The sequence below is a fragment of the Bacilliculturomica massiliensis genome (assembly GCF_900605495.1).
Taxonomy (GTDB): domain Bacteria; phylum Bacillota; class Clostridia; order Peptostreptococcales; family Anaerovoracaceae; genus Bacilliculturomica; species Bacilliculturomica massiliensis.
In genome coordinates this window covers 1-19,176 of sequence record NZ_LR027599.1, presented here as the reverse complement: position 1 = coordinate 19,176, position 19,176 = coordinate 1, and the positions used below count along the sequence as shown (strand labels likewise).

Sequence of the window (19,176 nt, the reverse complement as noted above, 5' to 3'; positions counted from 1 at the left end):
CACGATCAACGCGCTGTCTAGTCGCTCTCTATACAAGGATGGGTGATGACCAATACTATCAAGATGCATAGGCGCGTCAGAAATGACGCGCTTTTGTAATGCTAAAAAGAAAGGAGATACAATGCCAACAATATCGGCGATGATCGCATTAAGAGACGGGATGACAGGCCCGCTAAAGTCAATTATTCATGCGAATGATACGTTAATTAATTCGATGTTATCCGCACAAAATGCATCGCGGCAAATGATTGATACCTCTGGTCTGCGGGCGGCTCGAACGGAACTGGCAAGCGCAGAAGCAGCAATAAATAGTATCGAAGAATCTATTTGTCAGAGCACGCGACAGCAAGAACAGTTAAACAACAGAATGCGGGATGGGACCACTGCGGCAAATAGCATGATGAACAGCGTGAAGCGGCTGGCGGCTGCTTATATGAGTTTTCAGTCGGTGCATGGTGTTTTGGGGTTATCTGATCGGATGTCCGGGGCACAGGCCCGGTTAAATCTGCTCGTTGATGACAATGGATCTGTCGCGGCGCTTGAAAAAAGAATTTTTGATTCTGCGCAACGCTCAAGGGCTGGATATCTGGATGTGATGCAAAGTGTATCGAAATTCGGATTACTTGCTGGTAATGCGTTTTCGAACAATAATGAAATTATTCGTTTCGCGGAATTAATGAACAAAAATTTTGTAATCGCCGGAGCATCCGCGCAAGAATCAAGCGCGGCGATGTATCAGCTTAATCAGGCGTTAGGATCTGGCAGGCTGCAAGGTGACGAATACCGCTCAATCATAGAAAATGCGCCGCTCCTTTCGAAGTCAATCGAGGACTACATGAGGAATGTTCTGAAAGTAGAAGGGACGATGAAGGAATGGTCATCAAAAGGAATGCTGACTGCAGAGGTCATAAAAAATGCGCTATTTGCTTCTGCAGACGAGATTGAGGCGCGGTTCGAAGCTATGCCAATGAAATTCGGGCAGATATGGACTGAAATTGGGAATAAAGTCATACAAAAATTTAGCCCTATTTTGCAACAATTAAGCGATATGGCAAACGGCAACAATTTTCAACGGGTGGTTTCGGGAGCGATCAACGCCCTTTCGATGCTGGCAGGAGCGGCGGTGAAGGTCTTCGGTGTTATGGGCCGTCTGGCAAACGGCATAATACAAAATTGGTCAATGTTAAGGCCTGTGATTTTAGGGGTGACGAGTGCGCTGATTGCATATAAAGTTGCAACTTTAGCGGCAGCCGGTGCAGAGGCAATTGCAAATATTCAAAGAGTGTTGGCAAGTATCTTAATACCAGGAGTAACTTTGAGAGTTGCAATGGCTAACGCGGCTCAGGCTCAAGCTGCGGTTGCAAATTCTGCGGCGGCGGCTTCCATGTGGGCGTTCAATGCGGCCCTTTTGGCGTGTCCGCTCACGTGGATAGTATTGGCAATTATCGCATTAGTTGCGGTTATTTATCTTGCTGTGGCGGCGATCAATAAATTTGCAGGTAAATCAATCAGCGCGACCGGAATCATCGCCGGGGCGTTTTCGGCACTAGGAGCCGGAATCGTGAATAATTTTGTTGCACCGCTCTGGAATACCTTTGCCGCGTTTATCAACTTCCTGGGCAATGTTTTTAATCATCCGATAGCGGCCATCCAGGTTTTATTCCTCGATCTGGCGAAAAATGTAATCGGATATATCCTTAATATCGCCAACGCTATTGAAGGATTAGTGAACAAAATTCCGGGCGTGAACATTGACATTACAAGCGGAATTGACAGATTTTATAATCAGATACAGAAGTCTACGCAAGACATTAAAGACAGATCCGGATGGGAAGAAAAACTGAAGACGTTAGATTACTTTGACTACGGCGCGGCATTCAACACCGGGTATAACTGGGGATCGAATCTATTCGCCGTTGACCACGGCGGAAAGATGGGAAATCGTGATCCGTGGGCACATTCTGACGTTTACGATAACATGGCCGCGATTGCCGAAAATACTGGAAAAACGGCGAGTAACACAAGTATCAGTAGTGAAGATTTGAAATATCTCCGGGATATCGCGGAACGTGATGTGATCAACCGGTTCACGACCGCGCAACTCTCCATAACCATGAATACAGACGCGCACATAAATAGCGATTTGGATATTGATGGAGTGATAGCACAGTTGGAAGATAAGACGTATGAAAGACTGCTGGCCGTAGCGGAAGGGGTGTAAAAGATGTACGAATTCCTTTTTGATTCCTTGCAGTTCCCTGTAGCCCCGGAATCCCTCGGAATTAAGACAAAAAACCAGAACAAAACAATTAATCTGATTTCTGGGCAGGAGATCAATATTCCAGAGGTTCCAGGCCTGTCAGATATCAGCTTTACCGTCCTGCTTCCTGTAACTCGATATCCATTCGCTGTCTATCCGGATGGCTTCCATGATCCAGCATATTACCTCAGAGCGCTAAAGATGCTTAAGGTTGGTAAAACGCCGTTCCGGTTTATCGTCAACCGACGTTTTGAGGGAGGGCAGCGAAGTTTTGACAATGACATTATGGTGTTGTTGGAAGATTATACGATCAACGAGGATTCCGGAAATGGGTTCGATGTGGAGGTCGATATTAAGTTGAGACAGTATGTTTCGTATGGGGCAAAAATCGTCGGGGTGATCGAGAATACCACAAGCGGAGAACCGGCGGTTTCGGTCACAAAGGAACGTCCGGCAAAGCAGCCCGAAAAAACTTATACCGTAAAGTCCGGGGATAACCTCTGGATGATCTGCAAAACAGAACTGGGTGACGGATCCAAGTATAAAGAGATTGCGAAACTCAACAATATAGCAAATGCAAATTTAATCCATCCGGGGCAGGTGATCCGATTTGCCTGAACTACAATTAAGAATCGGTAATAAGGAAAATGGAAAGATCTATAACCCAGTCGTAAGAGACGATATCGTGTGGGAGACAGAGCGGAGGGGAGCACCCGGCAAGCTGACCTTCACAGTCGTTAAGGATGGCGTTCTCAATTTTCAGGAGGGGGACAGCGTATTGTTTCGCGTAGGCGAAACCGATGTGTTTTGGGGCTATGTCTTCACAAAAAGCAGGAACAAGGATGGAACGATCAAAGTAACGGCATATGATCAGCTTAGGTACCTGAAAAACAAAGATACCATTCAATACGAGGATATGACGGCCAGTACGTTTATAAAGACGCTTGCCAACGATTTCAAACTGACGTGCGGCGAAATCGAAGATACAAAGTATGTGATTCCGTACCGGCTGGAAGAAGATCAGACATTGTTCGACATGATCCAAAGTGCGCTCAACGAAACACTGCAGGCCACTAACGAAATGTATGTTCTTTACGATTTGTGCGGGAAGCTGACACTTAAGAATATTGGATCAATGCGTGTGAATCTGTTGATCGACAAGGACGCGGCGGAAAATTTTGATTACTCTACAAGCATTGACAGTGAAACGTATAATCAGGTTCGACTCATGTACGAAAATGATGATGCGGGAGAGCGACAATTTTTTCAGGCAATGGATTCCTACACAATTGGCCTGTGGGGTGTTCTGCAGTATTTCGAGAAGATTGACAACGACGCAAACGCAGTGAAGAAAGCCAATGCGCTGCTGAAATACTACAACCGAAAATCGCGTAATTTAAGCATCAAAAATGCGTTTGGCGACATATCTGTCAGGGGCGGTTCTTCTGTTCCTGTAACGCTCGATTTAGGCGATCTGATTGCGAATACTTACATGATCGTGGAGAAAGTGAAGCATACATTAAGCGGTAAATCTCACTTCATGGATCTTACATTGATCGGGGGCGATTTTATTGCCTGATATGGTACAGATAATAAAGCTGGCCGCAATCGAAGCGCTAGACGCGAAAAAGCCCGTTAATATTGTGTACGGCACGGTAAAAAGCGCGTCGCCGCTCTCCATACAAATCAGCCAGAAGATCACCTTAAAAGGTGAAGCACTGGTGCTGACGCGGAATGTTACGGATTATACGGGGGATGTTACCGTTTCACACGCAACGGAGAAGGACGGATCACCGCCGCACATACATGGGATTTCTGGAAAGAAAACGGTTACCTTTCACAACGCACTGAAGAGTGGGGAAAAAGTTGTGATGATGCGCGTACAGGGCGGACAAAAATACCTAGTATTAGATAGGGTGGGGGGACAATGATACCACAGAGAACTGACGATGTGATCTTGTTTTCGGAGGAAGAGCGGCAGACAGGGAGAACCTATCGGCTTGATATCGAAAACGAAAAGGTAATGGACTACACAGACGAGATGGAAGCTGTGAAACAAGCTATATATAAAATACTTAACACAGAACGATATCGCTATCCGATTTATAGTTGGAATTATGGGGTAGAACTGTCAGACTTGATCGGGCAGCCGATGGCGTATACGATGCCAACGGTACAGAGACGGATTGAAGAAGCATTGACGCAGGATGATCGAATTCAAAGCGTTGATGCTTTTTCTTTTGAACAAGGGCGCGGCACTCTTCACGTGACCTTTACCGTCCATAGTATTTATGGCGACGTTGAAGGGGAAAGGATGATTATAAATGTATGAAGACATAACTTACGAAATCATTATGCGCCGAATGTTGGATCGGGTGCCGAACACAGTTGACAAACGCGAAGGATCCATGATCTATGATGCGTTGGCACCTGCGGCGGTAGAACTGATACAAATGTATATCGAAATCGACAGTATACTGAATGAATCCTTTGCTGATACGGCAAGCCGTGATTATTTGATTCGGCGGGCTGCTGAACGTGGGATAATCCCCGAAAAAGCCACATGCGCCGTATTGAAAGGCGAATTTAATACTGACGTGCCAATCGGAGCACGGTTTTCTCTGGGTGAACTGAATTACGTCGCATTTGAAAAAATCAGTGATGGAGTGTTTCGCATGCGTTGCGAGACGGAAGGCCGGATTGGAAACAGCCAGACAGGAACGCTTGTGCCAATTGATTACGTTACAGGACTCACTAGCGCGGAGCTTACAGAATTGCTTATACCCGGAGAAGATGAAGAAGACACCGAACATTTACGGCAAAGATATTACAATAGTCTCGATTCGCAGTCGTTCGGTGGTAATATTCAGGACTACAAGGAGAAAATCAATGGAATTGCGGGCGTGGGCGGCGTTAAAATTTACCCGACTTGGAACGGTGGCGGAACAGTAAAGGCAGTCGTTATCAACTCTGAATATCAGGTCCCCAGCGTCGAATTAGTAGCGGAGGTACAGGGTAAAGTCGATCCGGAGCAAAATCATGGTGAGGGGTTGGGATATGCGCCGATTGGGCATGTTGTAACAGTAGATGGCGTGACGAATACGATGGTCGACATACAAACGAACATCACTTATCAAGAAGGATGGACGTGGGAGGACGTGAAACCCTATGCGGAATCAGAGATCGACCGATATTTTTCAGAACTGGCACGGTCGTGGGCAGATACAGACTCGTTAATTGTTCGAATCAGCCAGATTGAAACAAGGCTTCTGAATGTGTCAGGCGTGGTCGATATCAGTGGAACCAAAATAGGCGGCTTAGAACAGAATCTTGTTCTTGGCACCGACAGCATACCGAAACGGGGTGAACTGATTGGATAGAGAAATCAATCTGATTCGGTATCTTCCGGAAATTATGAAAGTGGTGCGAGATTTTAAGATGGTGACAGACGCAGAAAACCCTGAGATACGGAAATTATGGGTTGCTCTTGAAACCGCCTTAAATGACGAGTTTGTTAAAAGCGCTACTCCAAACGGGGTTGGGCGGTGGGAAACCATTCTGAACATTGTTCCGAAGGGCACTGACAAGCTCGACGAACGGAAATTCCGTATTCTGACCCGGCTGAATGAGCAGCTGCCGTATTCATGGCGTATGCTGGCGCAACAACTATCAACACTCTGCGGGCAGGATGGGTACACGATGCAGCTGAAAAACGAAGAGTATACCCTGACTGTAAAAGTGGCGTTGATAGCGAAAGCAAATTTTTCAGATGTAGATGATCTGCTTCATCGTATCGTTCCGGCTAATATGATCATTGATCTGAGCTTACTTTATAATCAATTCGATACGCTGACTAAGTTTGTACATGATTATTTGTCCGCCTATACATTTGATCAGTTAAGAGATGAGGTGATTACCTAAATGCCAGACAAAACTACAAATTACGGGCTTACAAAGCCCTACGGAAATGAATTTTATGACATAGGAATATTCAATGGAAATTCGGATTTAGTTGATGCAGCGTTGAAAGAACAAGCCGACGCACTTAGCGAAAAGGCGGACGACGACTTTACGCACATCCCTTATGCGGTGTGCGAAACGGCGGTCACCGAAGCAATAAAAGAGGTTACGATATCCGGATATAACCCTGAAAAACACCCAATTATAGCGGTGATGTTTAGGGACGGTATAAATTATACGGAAGGTAGTGCTCTTAAATTAGCAGTCAATGGCGGTACCGCGAGAGCGATTTATTCAAGCTTTGCCGCAAACATGTCAGCAGGAAACAAAGGGATGAGCTTGATGTCCGGTGCCACACTCCTGTTAAGTACTGTGTCGGACACTGCTACATGGCGCGTTGTCGGTATGCCGGGAAGAGCGACAACAACTCTTCACGGGATTACAACACTTGCCAACGTACCGGGAAACGAATTTTCCACGTCGTTATCAGCAACCACTCCGAACTACGTCAAGGCCCTTGCCCTCTGCTCTTACGAATCCGGTCGTACCTACGCTGCAAACGCTCTCGTCACGCAGGACGGATCCATCTACAAAAGCCTTCAGGACAACAATATCGGCCATGCGGTCACCGAACCCGAGTGGTGGGAGCAGTACGGCGGGACAGTAACGCCAGAACCGGATCCCGAACAGGTCATCAATTATACCATGCTCTATGATCAGGGGGATGAGTGTGCGGCGGTGACGGGGGGGTGGGAATCGGCAAATTCGGGAAGCGGGGCTGCATTTGACCGAACAATAACTAATTCATCCAATTGCTTAAAGATTATGGCGGCGGGATCACAAGGAGTTGGTATTGGACTTAGAACGTCAAACTTGATCGATCTTACAAATTTTAATAAATTCTTTGTGTGCGCTGACGGAGAACGAATAAAGTATAGTACCTATATTGGATATATTACGACCGCTACTAATACGGTGCTTAGTGGTACAAATGGGTGGGAAAGTGGATCGACTCGTGGAAGTTCAATCGAATTCTCTGATACAGATACGGCAAGCTTATACGGAACAATTACAGAACTTGATGTTTCGCAGATAGCAAACGGATATCTAGGCGGATTTATTTTTGCACCGCGCAGTGGTACATATATCATGCGTGCCGCATCCATCCTCAAATCCGATGACCCCGCCCGTCTGATCTCCACCGCCGGTATCACCACACCTTACACCACCCCAGATGCCTTTGCCGCGGATGCATCAAACCGGTCCGCGATCCTCTCAAACCCCAAGGCAGTCAAGATCATGACTCTAACCTGCACCGGGGATCTGATGTATGCCATCCTCAACAACGCTGACTGGATCACTGCGATCAAGGCAAATGACGAGGCATATCGGATCATCATGAGCAATCCTCATTGGAGCAAATTCGCGGGGATTATTCCTGCCGCGAAAGATCTGCTTGGTTATACGATGCTGTATGATCAGGGGGACGAATGCGAAGCGGTGACGGGGGGATGGAACGGAATATATAAAGAGCCTGGGAATTACACAACAAGCCAGCTTACGCTAGGCCAGTCTGATATGTTCGGCGCTGTTCCATCAGGGGCGTTGACGTGGAAATATAGGGCATGCACGAACAGTATTGATCTATCTGAACATGAAAAAATATTATGTTGCTTTAGTTTTTCTTCGACAGTTAAAGAAAACGGAAACTCCATGAGCTTTCGGATTGCAAAAGATACGACATGGCCGTCTGACGCGGTGCAAGCTCTTGCGTTAAATTCTGATCAAACAGTAGTTAACAAAGGATATGTTGCAAAGATATTTGATGTTCCAACGGTTAGAAGGATAGGGTATATCATCATTGATTTAATTGGGACTGGAGCCACGGCTGTAGCTGCGAGCGGGTCATACAAATTGCTCTGTGCCCTCCGCTCCGACCCTTGGCAAACCTGGGCCACAAAAGGCGGTCTGACAGCATCCTACGCCACTCTTGATGCCCTGCTGTCCGACAGCTCAGCAATGGCTATCCTCATGAGCAACCGGGATGCGATCAGTTATATGATCTCCTGCACCGGAACGCTCATGGCGGCGATCTGCAACAGTGAGACTGCCATGTCGGCGTTAGTCAACAGCCCAGTGGCCTACGATGCGGCGTTTACCAATTCACACTGGCGGAAGTTTATGCTGATGTGCCCGGTGAGTCTGGCGGCGATGGACAGCGTGGCTAAGACGGTGCCGCTGATGACGAGCAATACAACGCCGGAGGGAGTTGCAAGCGCAAGCAATGTTGTAAATGCATCCTATGATGCATATAAGGCATTTGACAGAATACGTAATAATGCTGGATGGGTAACCGCTTCTGGCTACAATACAAACCAGTGGATAGAATATGAATTCTCACAAAATGTCTCCGTGTATCGGGTTGAAATAATGCCGAGGACTACATATGCGGAACAAAACATAAAAAATTTTAAAATCCAACATTACTGTTCTGGGGTGTGGATAGACGCACTGTCTGCCGTTCTGCTCAATAATAGCACGCTCCAAAACTTTACTATTAATAGTAACGCCAAGTCCGCAAGATGGAGAGTGTATTGCCTTGATAATTACGGCAACGCCCAGCTATCGATTGACGAAATACAATTCTACGGCAAGGAGGTGATCTGATGCAGAAAATCAACACACAGGCCGCACTGCTCATGGACGACGAAACTTTCCGCCGGGTAATGGTACGGAGCCTGAACCAGATCATGGACGCGCTGGCCGTGGGAGTCGTCCACGAAAACAAAGTCACCGCAGACCGTGCAGTGGATCAGGTATACAATGACCTTCCTGTCTCAGTCATAGCGGAAATGATCGATGAAGAATATCAAACAGTAGTAGCCCAGTTGGGGCTGGAAACGGAGAAAGCAGAATGAACAGAACAGTAAACAATATGAAGAAGCTCATCGGTATTAAATTTTATCCTACAGCAGAAGCGGCGTATGAAATCTTGGACGCGTTTCTCATGGCGAACAGGATTAATCCGGATGAGTATACAGACCTGTCCATTATGATAGAGGAAAAGTATAATCCGGTTCCGGTTGAACCGCCTGTGGAGCCTGCCGTTTCGGAAGAACCGGAAACCCCAGCAGTATAACGCCGAGGGATGTCGTTATATATCAAACCATTGTACTACGGTAAACCCGTGGTTGACCATAGTACAGGAAGGGAGTGATCTAAAATGTTAGGAACAATAATAATAGCAGTAACAACGAGTATTGTTACTGCTTGTATAACATCTTGTATAACATCGAGAATCTGCATTAAAATGTTTGTAAAAAAAATTGAATCATCAGATGAAAAATTTCTATACGGAATAGCAAATATTGTTATGCAAACGGGATGGCTGCCAGAAAAAATTCACGGCCATAAGGAGTAACTTCTAAAATACCCTTATCACAAGTAATATTTGAGCTGCAAGCGTGTGATTTCTGTAGACGTTCATATTTAGATTCATCAAGCAATTGCACTGAAAAATCTAAGGCTATGATACCAAGACGAACTAAATTACTTACAGAAAATGAATTTTCATGCAACAAAAAGTCAGTCATCACTTGGTCATCCCTAACGAACGCGACAGAAATAAGAGGAGTTGAGCCACCAGATGGAAGAATTCCGTTAAATCTACAAATTGGACAACGGCGATGATCTCTAAGATATTTAAGATTTTTAGCGTCGTTTGTAGATAATTGCTTTATTACATCGATAAATGATGGGTGTGTATGATAACTCAAAGTATCATTCATATTTCTAGAGATGATGGTGGCAAACATTTCTCTTAATTCACTATTATCAAAATAATATTTTGATGATTCAATTGCAGGTCCAATTATAGAAAGGTCAGGCTCTTTAAGATTACCAGGAGGAATTTCTGCGACTTTTGATTCAAGGAGCAGCTTAAACTCTTCCAAATCCCGTAGCCGCTTTAAATCAAGTTTTTCGCTCTCGGCATCAATCCAGCCAAAAGTAATACTCCAAATGGAACGAATTGTATTTCCAATTGCTTGAGCTAAGGGGTTGAAAGCTTCATTTACTAATTGTGGAAGCTCAAATTTTAAATCCATATGCTCACATCCTTTCGTCAAAATAATATCATTTTTGCAGGAGTGAGTAAAGCAAATAAGGATGAATATGGGATTAACTGTAGTACCTAAACAGAGGATACAGTATAAAGAAAGACTGCCCGGTCTTTTTCTAAGAAACACATCTAAGTTTTTGCCAAAAATCTTGGCGAGCTATACGACATCAGAATAACCAGCAAAAGACACGCAATCAAGCGTGTTTTTTTATACCGTTTTTAAGGCTGGAAATACCAGCAGAAAGAGAGGAACAAATGAAAAATATCACAATCACGAAAAGCGCCGGCGCTACCAAGAACTACGAGATCAACGAGGACAATCCGTACATCAAAGCAGCGGTACGGATCAGGGAGCTGGGAAAGGAAAACAAGGTGGACACATTTGTCGCCTGCAAGATGTGGGAGTTGGAGAGCGGCATCAGGGACGAGGATCAGCGGGTGGAATTCCTGCATTTGATCAACGACGCTATCAGCGCCGGCGATCCGGAGCTCATGACACTTGATAGACTGGTTGAGTTGATGTAAGAGCGGGCGGCCTTCGGGCCGCCTATCTCTTTGGGAGGGAGGTACTATGATTGAAATAATCGAAATGCTTGCACCAGCGGGGCACAAGTGCCGGTCAGGGCGGAAGCTGACCGGCTTTCGCGGCGTGACGATCCACAACACAGGAAACACCGGCAAGGGCGCTGACGCTCTCTCACACGCACGATATCTGCGTGGAGGGGGCAAGGATGCCGCCGCAAGCTGGCATTACTGCGTGGACGAACACAGGGCCACAAGATCCATACCGGAGACAGAGGTGGCCTGGCACGCGGGGGACGGCAGCGGTCCGGGAAATATGCAGACTGTGGCAATCGAGATCTGCATGAACACAGACGGGGATCTGCGGAATGCCACGGAAAACGCCGCGGTGCTGGCGGCCGATATTCTGGCCCGTCACGGGATCAGAAACGCGGAAGGACACCTGTATCAGCATCACGTCTGGAGTGGGAAAAATTGCCCGCAGATGATCCGGGCCGGGCGGCCCTACGACTGGCAGACGTTCTGCGGAAAGGTCCAGGGATATCTGGACGGGAAGGAGAAGGATATGACAGAAGCAGAAGCGAAGAAAATCATACAGGAGACGTGCGGCTTTGAGGATCAGACGATCCGATTCCTGGAAGCTTATCGCTATCATGAAGCGCTGCTGACAAAGCTGGCAGCGGCGATCCAGAAAGGTGGCAAGTAATATGGACATTGGAATTGTAGGAGTAGGTGCCATCACCGTGATCTGCTATGTGGTGGCGGAGATCTGCAAGGCGACAGCCATTGACAACAAGTGGCTGCCGGTGATCTGCGGCGTGGCTGGCGGCGCTCTGGGCGTGGCGGCAATGTACATCATGCCGGACTACCCGGCACAGGATTACATAACCGCTGTTGCCGTGGGCATCGTGTCAGGGCTGGCTGCGACCGGTGTCGATCAGATCGGTAAGCAGCTTGGCGGCAAGTAAGGGGGCAATGATGGAGTTTATGCAGACGATCCTCGCTATCTGCGGCGGGATAAGTATCGTGGGCGGAGCGGGGGCGGTGATCTACAAGGTCATCCGCCCAGCAGCTGATGTCAATAAGCGGGTCAGGATCCTTGAGCAAAAGGCAGATAACGATTATCGTCATCTCAACGAGCTGGGAGAAGCGGACAGGGCGATCTGCCGGGCGCTGCTGGCTCTATTGGACCACGCCGTCACCGGAAACGGGATTGACAATCTCAAGCGATGCAGGACAGACCTGCAGCAGTATTTGATCGATAAGTAATAGACCGGCTGGGGAGAGATCCCTGGCCGGCTTTTTTTACTTGCGCAAGCCTTACTGCGATAACATGAAAAATGTAAAGTCCACAGAAAGGGGAAAAACTATTGAATTTGTCCACGGAAAAGAAAAACCACTTAGTTTAGCAAGCGGGAAAACCGTCCTTTCCTACGCGGACCCACCGAGCCGTTTTACTTGATGACATAAAACGTGTTGTTTATTACATAAACTGCAATTTTTCTTGACCGCTGCAAAGCGGCCAGGGTATAGTAAATGTATCCTCTCACTTACCTATCAGGCAAGCAGGAGACGATAACCCGCGTTGTGGGAGCGCGGGTTATTTTTGTGCCTTGAAAACGCATATATAAATATGAAGGAACACAAAAAAAATACCAAGAATTGGAGCGCGAAATTTGCGCGATAGCAGTGCCCAAAAAGCATCTTATATTATGTAGAATACATCATAGCATCTGCGAGAGACTACGAAAGGGGAGCGTATATAATGGCATATCTATTGTGACAATATACTTCCTGGTTATATGCTATAATCAAAAATTTATGGCTTCAAGTGATTTACAATTAAGTAAAAATTACAGGGTGTAAAATCAGGATTAACGGTTGATCGAGAACGTATGTTCGCGCTATAATGTTTTCAGGGAAATTTCGCGCGGTGTGTTTTTGGTCAGCAAGCATCGAGGAGAAAGAAGGATTGACATGGTATACATAGGACTATATGATGATATTGAGTACGGAATTTTAGAACGTTTCGTAGGGGACGATTTTGACGATAAGGAAGAAACGGACGGTGATGCAACACAAAATTCAACACAACAACGCTGAAGGCTAGTGTTTTCAACGAGTTTGTTTGTTTTTAGTTGGGTTCGATTCCCACATACTTCCGCCAGAGATCGACGCCCCGGACGGACGTTATAAACGTTGTCCGGGGCGTTTTGTTTTAATAATTCAGGGATATACGCCGCGGTCTGTGTACGGAGATAATTTATATAGGAAGAAAAGAGCCATCATATTCAGCAAGAAAATTTCAGACGACTCTGCAGAGTGGACACGGGGAAAGGTAATGAGAATGAGAGAAAAGAAATGCAGACTTCTGCCGCGGACAGCAGCGCTGCTTTTAATGGTCAGTTTGCTGGTCGTGCTGGGCGCCTGTGGCGGCGGGGAAGCCCTGGGGGAGAACGGGATCAGCGGGGCAGGAGAACAAGCTGCCGCGGGAGCCGGCGGCGCGCTTTCAGGGAATGACGGAGCCGGGGGGACGGCCGATGGAACAGACGGAGAGACGGGAGCGGAGGGAGAAGAGGGCGCGGGAGACGGCGTCGGGACGCCCAGCTTTTCCAGTTTCAAGGCAGTGGACATAGACGGCAACGACGTGGATCAGAGCATTTTCGCGGACTACGATCTCACCATGGTGAATGTGTGGGGAACTTTCTGCACGTATTGCCTGCAGGAAATGCCCGAGCTGGGAGAGATCAGCGAAGAGTATGCCGACGAGGGCGTGCAGGTAGTGGGGATCGTGATCGACGTGCTGAACGAGGATCTGAGCGTGAACACGGAGCAGATCCAGCTGGCCAGAGAGGTAGTGGAAAAGACAGAGGCAAATTATCCGCATCTGGTCCCCTCCATCGACCTGCTCTACGCCGGGATCGCGTCCATCCGCAGCTATCCTACGACCTTTTTTGTGGATAAGAACGGAAATTTAGTGGGCGACGTCTACAGCGGAGCCAGGAGCAAGGACAAATGGGAGCGGATCATCAGAGATACGCTGGAGGAGGTACGATGAAGGAGCGAAGCGGTGGAATCGGAAAGCGCCGGACAGCGGGTGTGCTGCTGTTAGCGGCGGGCGCGGTGTTTATGGCGGTTGGAATTTACAGAGGCGAAATGGCAACGGTTTTTATTAAGGCAGTCAATATATGCCTGGAATGCATCGGCATCGGATAGAAGAGTGTTTCAATGGGGGAAAATATGAGAACATCAGATCAGGGCCGTCAGGGGCCGGCAGCCATGCAGAACGGCGCAGGCCGGCGGCAGACGGAAAATAACCGGAGCGCCGGGCGCGGCGGGAAGAAAAAAGGAAACCGGCTCAGATTGTTTGTGCAGCTGTGCTTCACAGCGCTGACAAACGGATACGCGGCGGGTTTTGCGAATACAACCATATATGCAGGAGATCTGAAGCATTTCTGCGTGCCCGGTCTCTCCTGTTATTCTTGTCCAGGGGCGTTCGGCGCCTGTCCGCTGGGGTCGCTGCAGGCGGTGCTGGGCAGTCGAAATTTTAATTTTTCTTTTTATATCGTGGGATTTCTCATGGCGGTGGGCGCGCTGATGGGGCGGTTTGTCTGCGGCTGGCTGTGTCCTTTCGGCCTGGTACAGGATCTATTGTACCGGATCCCCTTTGTGAAAAAGTTCCGCAGACTGCCGGGAGATCGTTGGCTTCGTTATCTGAAATATGTCATTCTGGTGGGCTTCGTTATCGTGCTCCCTATGACAGTGGTGGATATCATCGGGCAGGGATCGCCCTGGTTTTGTAAGTATATCTGTCCCAGCGGCACGCTGATGGCGGGGATTCCTCTGGTAGCGGGCGATCCCGGCCTGCAGGAGGCTGCGGGAGGGTTGTTTTTGTGGAAAGTGGCAGTGCTGGCGGTGCTGGTGCTTTTGTCCGTGGTCGTGTATCGGCCGTTTTGCCGGTATCTCTGTCCGCTGGGGGCCATGTACGGCGTATTCAATCCAGTCTCGCTCTGCCGGCTGCAGGTGGACCGGGATATCTGTACGAAGTGCGGCGTCTGTCAGAAGACCTGCGGCATGGACATTCCGGTGTGGGAAAAGCCGGCCAGCGTGGAATGCATCCGCTGCGGCGACTGTGTGAAAGCCTGCCCCCACGGGGCGATCCGGCTCACGGGGCCTGCGGACCTGATCCGAAGGGGCGGAGCCGTGGGAAATGCAGGGACCAGCGGCGCGGTGGAAAGCAGTGCGGACAGCGTTGAGGACAGACATTGATCGTTCTATCTGATTTTTTAAGAACAGGCGATCCGGAGAGGTAAGAGACCACCGGATCGTCTGTTTTTTTATAACAGGGGAAATATGGTCGGTTACATTTCTGCATGTTACAAAAAAGTTACGTTGTGAAAGTGAGCCTGCAGGGCGAATATGTTTCCGAAGGGAATTTTTAATAAAACATTTTTCTGCTCTGGAAATGAAAAAGAATACGAATGAGTACTTGACAAACATAACTGTAATTGATATTATTACAGTACAAACTGAAACTTATGGAATTACAGTTTCGGAGAAGAATCGTAGATCAGCGCCGGAGCGGACGACGCAGGGGAAAATCAGAGTAGTGAGAAATAAGACCATGAGTCTGGAGAGGTGAAAGAATGAAAAAAATGAAGTTATGGGCCGGAGCTGCCGTATTGTTACTGCTGATCGGCGTTCTGGCGGCCTGCGGAGGCGCAGGCGAAGATGACGGCGGCAGCGCTGACGGATCGTACAATAAGCTGACGGCGGAGGAAGCATACGACCGCATCAACAGCGAAGACCACGTCGCCGTGGTTGATGTGCGGACAAAGGAAGAATACGAAGAAAGTCATATTGAAGGGGCGCTGATGATCCCCAGCGAGACCATTGGGGAAGAACCGCCCGCCCAGCTGCCGGATAAGGACGCGGAGATCCTGATCTACTCCAAAAGCGGAGAAGACAGCCAGCAGGCGGCGGAAAAGCTGATCGGTCTTGGTTACACCAACGTTTTTGATTTCGGAGGAATCAAAGATTGGCCTTATGAGACTGTTTCTGGTCCGGCGGCTGACGACAGCAGTGCAGAGGCTGGAGCAGGGCAGGCAGAAGGGTCACAGGGCGGAGAAGGACAGACGGGGGACGCTGCAGGTACGGCAGACGGCAGCGGTCAGGCGGGAACCGCGTCTCCCAACACGCAGGATCCTGAAGAATCAGCGGATCCCTCTTTCTCCAATTTTAAGGCGGAGGATGTGAATGGGAACGCGGTGGATGAAAGTATATTCGCGGATTACGATCTGACGATGGTCAACATCTGGGGGACATTCTGCGGACCTTGTATCAGAGAGATGCCCGAGCTTGGAGAGATCAACAGAGAATACGAAGGAAAGGGATTTCAGATCGTGGGCATCGTCACAGACGTGCTGAATCAGGATCTGTCCGTTTCAAAGGAACAGCTGGAGACGGCTCAGGAGATCATCGAAAAGACCGGAGCGGATTATCTGCACCTGATCCCGTCGGAGGACTTGCTCTACGCGGGAGTAGCTTCCGTCAGGACGATCCCCTTTACGTTTTTCGTGGATAAGGACGGAAACCTCACCGGTGACGTCTACAGCGGCTCAAAGACCAAGGACAAGTGGGAAAAGATCATCCGGGAAACGCTGGAAGAGGTCCGGAAGGCGGCTAACTGACGGTCCGTACCGGGGACAGAACAAAATAGTGGATCAGGGCAATAAAGTGGGGGAGGCTTCTATATGGAACGATACGATGCGGTCATAATTGGATTTGGAAAAGGCGGGAAGACACTGGCAGGAAAGCTGGCGGCTGCGGGAAAGACCGTGGCGGTCATCGAGAGATCAGACAGGATGTACGGCGGCACCTGCATCAATGTGGGCTGCATTCCTTCAAAATCTCTGGTAAAGAACGCGAAGCAGGCGGCGCACAATCCGGAATGGTCCTTTGAGGAAAAGGCCGCGTTTTACGCAGCCGCTATAGAGGAAAAGCGCGGGTTGACCACCGCGCTGCGCAAGAAGAATTTCGATAAGCTGAACGATATGAATAACGTGGACATTTACAACGGTCAGGCCAGATTTCTTTCCGCCGATACCGTGGAAGTGAGCACGGCGGAGGAAACGCTGGTCCTGGAGGGGGATAAGATCTTCATCAACACAGGAGCGGAGCCGGTGATCCCGCCTATCGAGGGGCTGAAAGACAATTCGCGGGTCTATTTCAGTGAGACCATGCTGGATCTGGAGACGCTGCCGCGGCGTATGGCCATCATAGGAGGCGGTTACATCGGAATGGAGTTTGCTTCTATTTATTCCGGATTCGGTTCTCAGGTCACGGTGTTTCAGGACGGCGGGGTCTTCCTGCCGAAAGAGGACGAGGATATGGCGGCGGAGATCCGCGGAGTCCTGGAAGAAAAAGGCGTGAACTTCCGGCTCGGCGCGGAAGTGGAAAAGTTTGAGGATGGTCCGGAGGTCTCCCGGATCGTGTACCGGTGGAAAGGCGAAAGTCTGGAACTGGAGGCAGACGCTATTTTGGTGGCCACAGGGCGCAGACCGAATACAGAGGGATTGAACGCAGAGGCTGCAGGAGTAGAACTGACGCCGCGGGGCGCCGTAAAAGTAGATGACAACAGAAAAACTACGGCGGAAAATATCTGGGCCATGGGAGATGTGGCCGGCGGCCTGCAGTTTACTTACGTTTCGCTGGACGATTTCCGCATCGTGTGGTCGCAGCTCTGCGAGGGATGCAGCAGCGGGAAGCCGAATTACACGGCTGATCAGCGCCGCAATGTGCCCTACAGCGTGTTTTTGGAGCCCTCCTTCTCACGGGTGGGTCTGAACGAGAGAGAAGCCCGAGCCGCAGGTTATCATGTGAGGATCGCAAAACTTCCGGCGGCGGCCATTCCAAAGGCGCAGGTGCTGAAACAGCCACGGGGCCTGCTGAAGGCGGTCATCGACCAGGAGACCGGCCGGATCCTGGGCGCTATGTTGTTCTGTGAGGAATCCCACGAAATGATCAATATCGTCAAGCTGGCGATGGATCTGGATGTGCACTACACTGTGCTGCGGGACCAGATCTTTACTCACCCCACGATGAGTGAAGCTCTGAACGATCTGTTTTCCTGAGAATAGATGTTCTTGTCAACTGTGCGGATGATCTGATATGATAAATAACAGGAACGGATGCATTGAACAGGGTTTACAGGTTTATCTGTGATGCCCAACGCGTCGGAAAGGAGGAACTCATGACAGGAGAATTTACCATAGCAGTTCATGCGCTGGTCTATCTGAATCACAAACAGACCACGCTGTCCAGCGAACTTCTGGCGCAGAACGTCTGTACCAATCCGGCCCGGATCCGGAAGGTGATGGCAAAGCTGAAAAAAGCGGGGCTGGTAGTGACGAAAGAAGGAGCCGAGGGAGGTTACCTCTTCGACAGAGATCCGAAGAGCGTGGATCTGAGACAGATATCCGACGCGGTGGAGGCCAAACTGGTCTCCGCATCCTGGCGATCGGGAAATAAAGATATGATATGTCTGGTGGCTTCGGGTATGGCGGACATCATGGACGGCATCTGCGCGCAGTTGGATACGCTGTGCAGGGAAAAGCTGGAGCATATCACAATAGCGGACATCGACCGGAAGATCTTCGGCTGACCGGTCAGTTCCACAGAAGTTGGAATGATCGGGCGGCAGTGAGAAAGCGGGATCGATGGCCGGCGGGGTGTTGGTCTCCCGGCGGATCGATGGCCGGCGTCGGGGTGTTGGGCCTTCCGGCGGATCGTTAGCCGGCGGCGGGATGTCGATACTGGACAGGTTCTAGGTTGGCGGCGAACAATTGGCGGTCCCCGGCAGCTGTCAGTACCTGATCGGTGGAGGCATCTTAGGGTAAATAGGTGAAATGCAGATTTTTTTTTCGATCTCACCGAAAAAGAGCTGTATAATAGGTGAGATCCCATTATTTATTGAGTTCTATACTGTACCCATAAGTGTGGACACGACCAGATTTTAGATACCCCAATTATGGACACACAGCCCGCTAGGGTTTTGGTGTATCCTGCAAAATAGACATTCGCTTTTGTGTATGGTACGCTAGGGACATCAGGAGGTCGTCATGAGCAAAATACCGTTCACAGAAGAGCAGATAAAACTGCTGCAAGAGAACCCATATACCTACAACATTACACCCAACACCCTCTATCTCACGAAAGAATTCAAGGAACTCTTTTATCAAGAATATAGAAAGGGGAAGCTGCCCCGGCAGATCCTTGAGGAGCATGGATTTCCGATGAGCATTCTGGGCGAGAG

General features: G+C 49.0%; 22 protein-coding genes. 21 read left to right on the top strand and 1 reads right to left on the bottom strand.

From position 1 onward, the window contains the following. Positions 1 to 121 precede the first annotated feature (121 nt). From E0E37_RS02645 to E0E37_RS02600, 10 genes are all read left to right on the top strand, one after another. Positions 122 to 2,221 (top strand): tape measure protein, encoded by a 2,100-nt coding sequence (locus E0E37_RS02645; RefSeq protein ID WP_165445167.1) that lies wholly within the window; start codon positions 122 to 124, stop codon positions 2,219 to 2,221. A 3-nt stretch (positions 2,222 to 2,224) separates the two neighbouring features. Next, positions 2,225 to 2,878 carry a LysM peptidoglycan-binding domain-containing protein gene (locus tag E0E37_RS02640; RefSeq protein WP_130861428.1) on the top strand — a complete coding sequence of 218 codons (654 nt, stop codon included), beginning with the start codon at positions 2,225 to 2,227 and terminating at the stop codon, positions 2,876 to 2,878. A 67-nt stretch (positions 2,879 to 2,945) separates the two neighbouring features. Further along, a complete protein-coding gene (locus E0E37_RS02635; protein ID WP_246019616.1) occupies positions 2,946 to 3,839 on the top strand; it encodes an XkdQ/YqbQ family protein in 894 nt (297 codons plus the stop codon). A gap of 1 nt (position 3,840) precedes the next feature. Continuing rightward, on the top strand, positions 3,841 to 4,191 hold the full coding sequence (locus tag E0E37_RS02630; RefSeq protein WP_246019625.1) for a DUF2577 domain-containing protein: 351 nt from the start codon (positions 3,841 to 3,843) through the stop codon (positions 4,189 to 4,191). Further along, the gene (locus E0E37_RS02625; RefSeq protein WP_130861425.1) at positions 4,188 to 4,592 is read left to right on the top strand and encodes a DUF2634 domain-containing protein; all 405 of its coding nucleotides are present in this window, start codon (positions 4,188 to 4,190) and stop codon (positions 4,590 to 4,592) included. The genes E0E37_RS02630 and E0E37_RS02625 overlap by 4 nt, the downstream gene beginning before the upstream one ends. Continuing rightward, positions 4,585 to 5,640, top strand: a complete 1,056-nt coding sequence (locus E0E37_RS02620) for a baseplate J/gp47 family protein (RefSeq protein ID WP_130861424.1) — start codon at positions 4,585 to 4,587, stop codon at positions 5,638 to 5,640. Before E0E37_RS02625 ends, E0E37_RS02620 begins: the two co-directional genes overlap by 8 nt. After that, complete coding sequence (locus tag E0E37_RS02615; protein WP_130861423.1) at positions 5,633 to 6,181, top strand: putative phage tail protein; 549 nt, start codon at positions 5,633 to 5,635, stop codon at positions 6,179 to 6,181. The genes E0E37_RS02620 and E0E37_RS02615 overlap by 8 nt, the downstream gene beginning before the upstream one ends. After that, the gene (locus E0E37_RS02610) at positions 6,182 to 8,887 is read left to right on the top strand and encodes a discoidin domain-containing protein (protein WP_130861422.1); all 2,706 of its coding nucleotides are present in this window, start codon (positions 6,182 to 6,184) and stop codon (positions 8,885 to 8,887) included. Continuing rightward, on the top strand, positions 8,887 to 9,138 hold the full coding sequence (locus E0E37_RS02605) for a hypothetical protein (RefSeq protein ID WP_130861421.1): 252 nt from the start codon (positions 8,887 to 8,889) through the stop codon (positions 9,136 to 9,138). The genes E0E37_RS02610 and E0E37_RS02605 overlap by 1 nt, the downstream gene beginning before the upstream one ends. Continuing rightward, positions 9,135 to 9,359 carry a hypothetical protein gene (locus tag E0E37_RS02600; protein ID WP_130861420.1) on the top strand — a complete coding sequence of 75 codons (225 nt, stop codon included), beginning with the start codon at positions 9,135 to 9,137 and terminating at the stop codon, positions 9,357 to 9,359. Before E0E37_RS02605 ends, E0E37_RS02600 begins: the two co-directional genes overlap by 4 nt. 232 nt (positions 9,360 to 9,591) lie before the next feature. Here E0E37_RS02600 and E0E37_RS02595 read toward each other — a convergent pair whose 3' ends face one another. Continuing rightward, complete coding sequence (locus E0E37_RS02595) at positions 9,592 to 10,326, bottom strand: DUF4393 domain-containing protein (protein ID WP_130861419.1); 735 nt, start codon at positions 10,324 to 10,326, stop codon at positions 9,592 to 9,594. A 269-nt stretch (positions 10,327 to 10,595) separates the two neighbouring features. On the opposite strand from E0E37_RS02595, the gene E0E37_RS02590 reads away from it, so the two are divergent. From E0E37_RS02590 to E0E37_RS02545, 11 genes are all read left to right on the top strand, one after another. Continuing rightward, positions 10,596 to 10,865, top strand: a complete 270-nt coding sequence (locus tag E0E37_RS02590) for a hypothetical protein (RefSeq protein ID WP_130861418.1) — start codon at positions 10,596 to 10,598, stop codon at positions 10,863 to 10,865. Between the two features lie 46 nt (positions 10,866 to 10,911). Next, positions 10,912 to 11,568, top strand: coding sequence for a peptidoglycan recognition protein family protein (locus tag E0E37_RS02585; RefSeq protein ID WP_130861417.1), 657 nt, complete (start codon positions 10,912 to 10,914; stop codon positions 11,566 to 11,568). Position 11,569: 1 nt separating this feature from the next. Continuing rightward, on the top strand, positions 11,570 to 11,830 hold the full coding sequence (locus E0E37_RS02580) for a phage holin family protein (protein ID WP_130861416.1): 261 nt from the start codon (positions 11,570 to 11,572) through the stop codon (positions 11,828 to 11,830). A gap of 10 nt (positions 11,831 to 11,840) precedes the next feature. Beyond that, entirely contained in the window at positions 11,841 to 12,131 is a 291-nt protein-coding gene (locus E0E37_RS02575) for a CTP synthase (protein ID WP_246019615.1), read from the top strand. A 1,072-nt stretch (positions 12,132 to 13,203) separates the two neighbouring features. Then, positions 13,204 to 13,920 (top strand): TlpA family protein disulfide reductase, encoded by a 717-nt coding sequence (locus E0E37_RS02570; RefSeq protein WP_246019614.1) that lies wholly within the window; start codon positions 13,204 to 13,206, stop codon positions 13,918 to 13,920. Beyond that, the gene (locus tag E0E37_RS18475) at positions 13,917 to 14,078 is read left to right on the top strand and encodes a CD1871A family CXXC motif-containing protein (RefSeq protein ID WP_165445166.1); all 162 of its coding nucleotides are present in this window, start codon (positions 13,917 to 13,919) and stop codon (positions 14,076 to 14,078) included. Before E0E37_RS02570 ends, E0E37_RS18475 begins: the two co-directional genes overlap by 4 nt. Before the next feature lie 63 nt (positions 14,079 to 14,141). Beyond that, on the top strand, positions 14,142 to 15,131 hold the full coding sequence (locus tag E0E37_RS02565) for a 4Fe-4S binding protein (protein WP_130861627.1): 990 nt from the start codon (positions 14,142 to 14,144) through the stop codon (positions 15,129 to 15,131). 377 nt (positions 15,132 to 15,508) lie between these two features. After that, positions 15,509 to 16,552, top strand: a complete 1,044-nt coding sequence (locus E0E37_RS18815; RefSeq protein ID WP_246019612.1) for a rhodanese-like domain-containing protein — start codon at positions 15,509 to 15,511, stop codon at positions 16,550 to 16,552. A gap of 63 nt (positions 16,553 to 16,615) precedes the next feature. Beyond that, positions 16,616 to 17,995, top strand: a complete 1,380-nt coding sequence (locus tag E0E37_RS02555) for an FAD-dependent oxidoreductase (protein WP_130861415.1) — start codon at positions 16,616 to 16,618, stop codon at positions 17,993 to 17,995. Positions 17,996 to 18,114: 119 nt separating this feature from the next. Beyond that, positions 18,115 to 18,525 carry an RrF2 family transcriptional regulator gene (locus E0E37_RS02550; protein ID WP_130861414.1) on the top strand — a complete coding sequence of 137 codons (411 nt, stop codon included), beginning with the start codon at positions 18,115 to 18,117 and terminating at the stop codon, positions 18,523 to 18,525. Positions 18,526 to 18,982: 457 nt separating this feature from the next. Beyond that, positions 18,983 to 19,176: HTH domain-containing protein (locus E0E37_RS02545; protein ID WP_330548525.1), on the top strand; the 194-nt coding region annotated here is incomplete at its 3' end.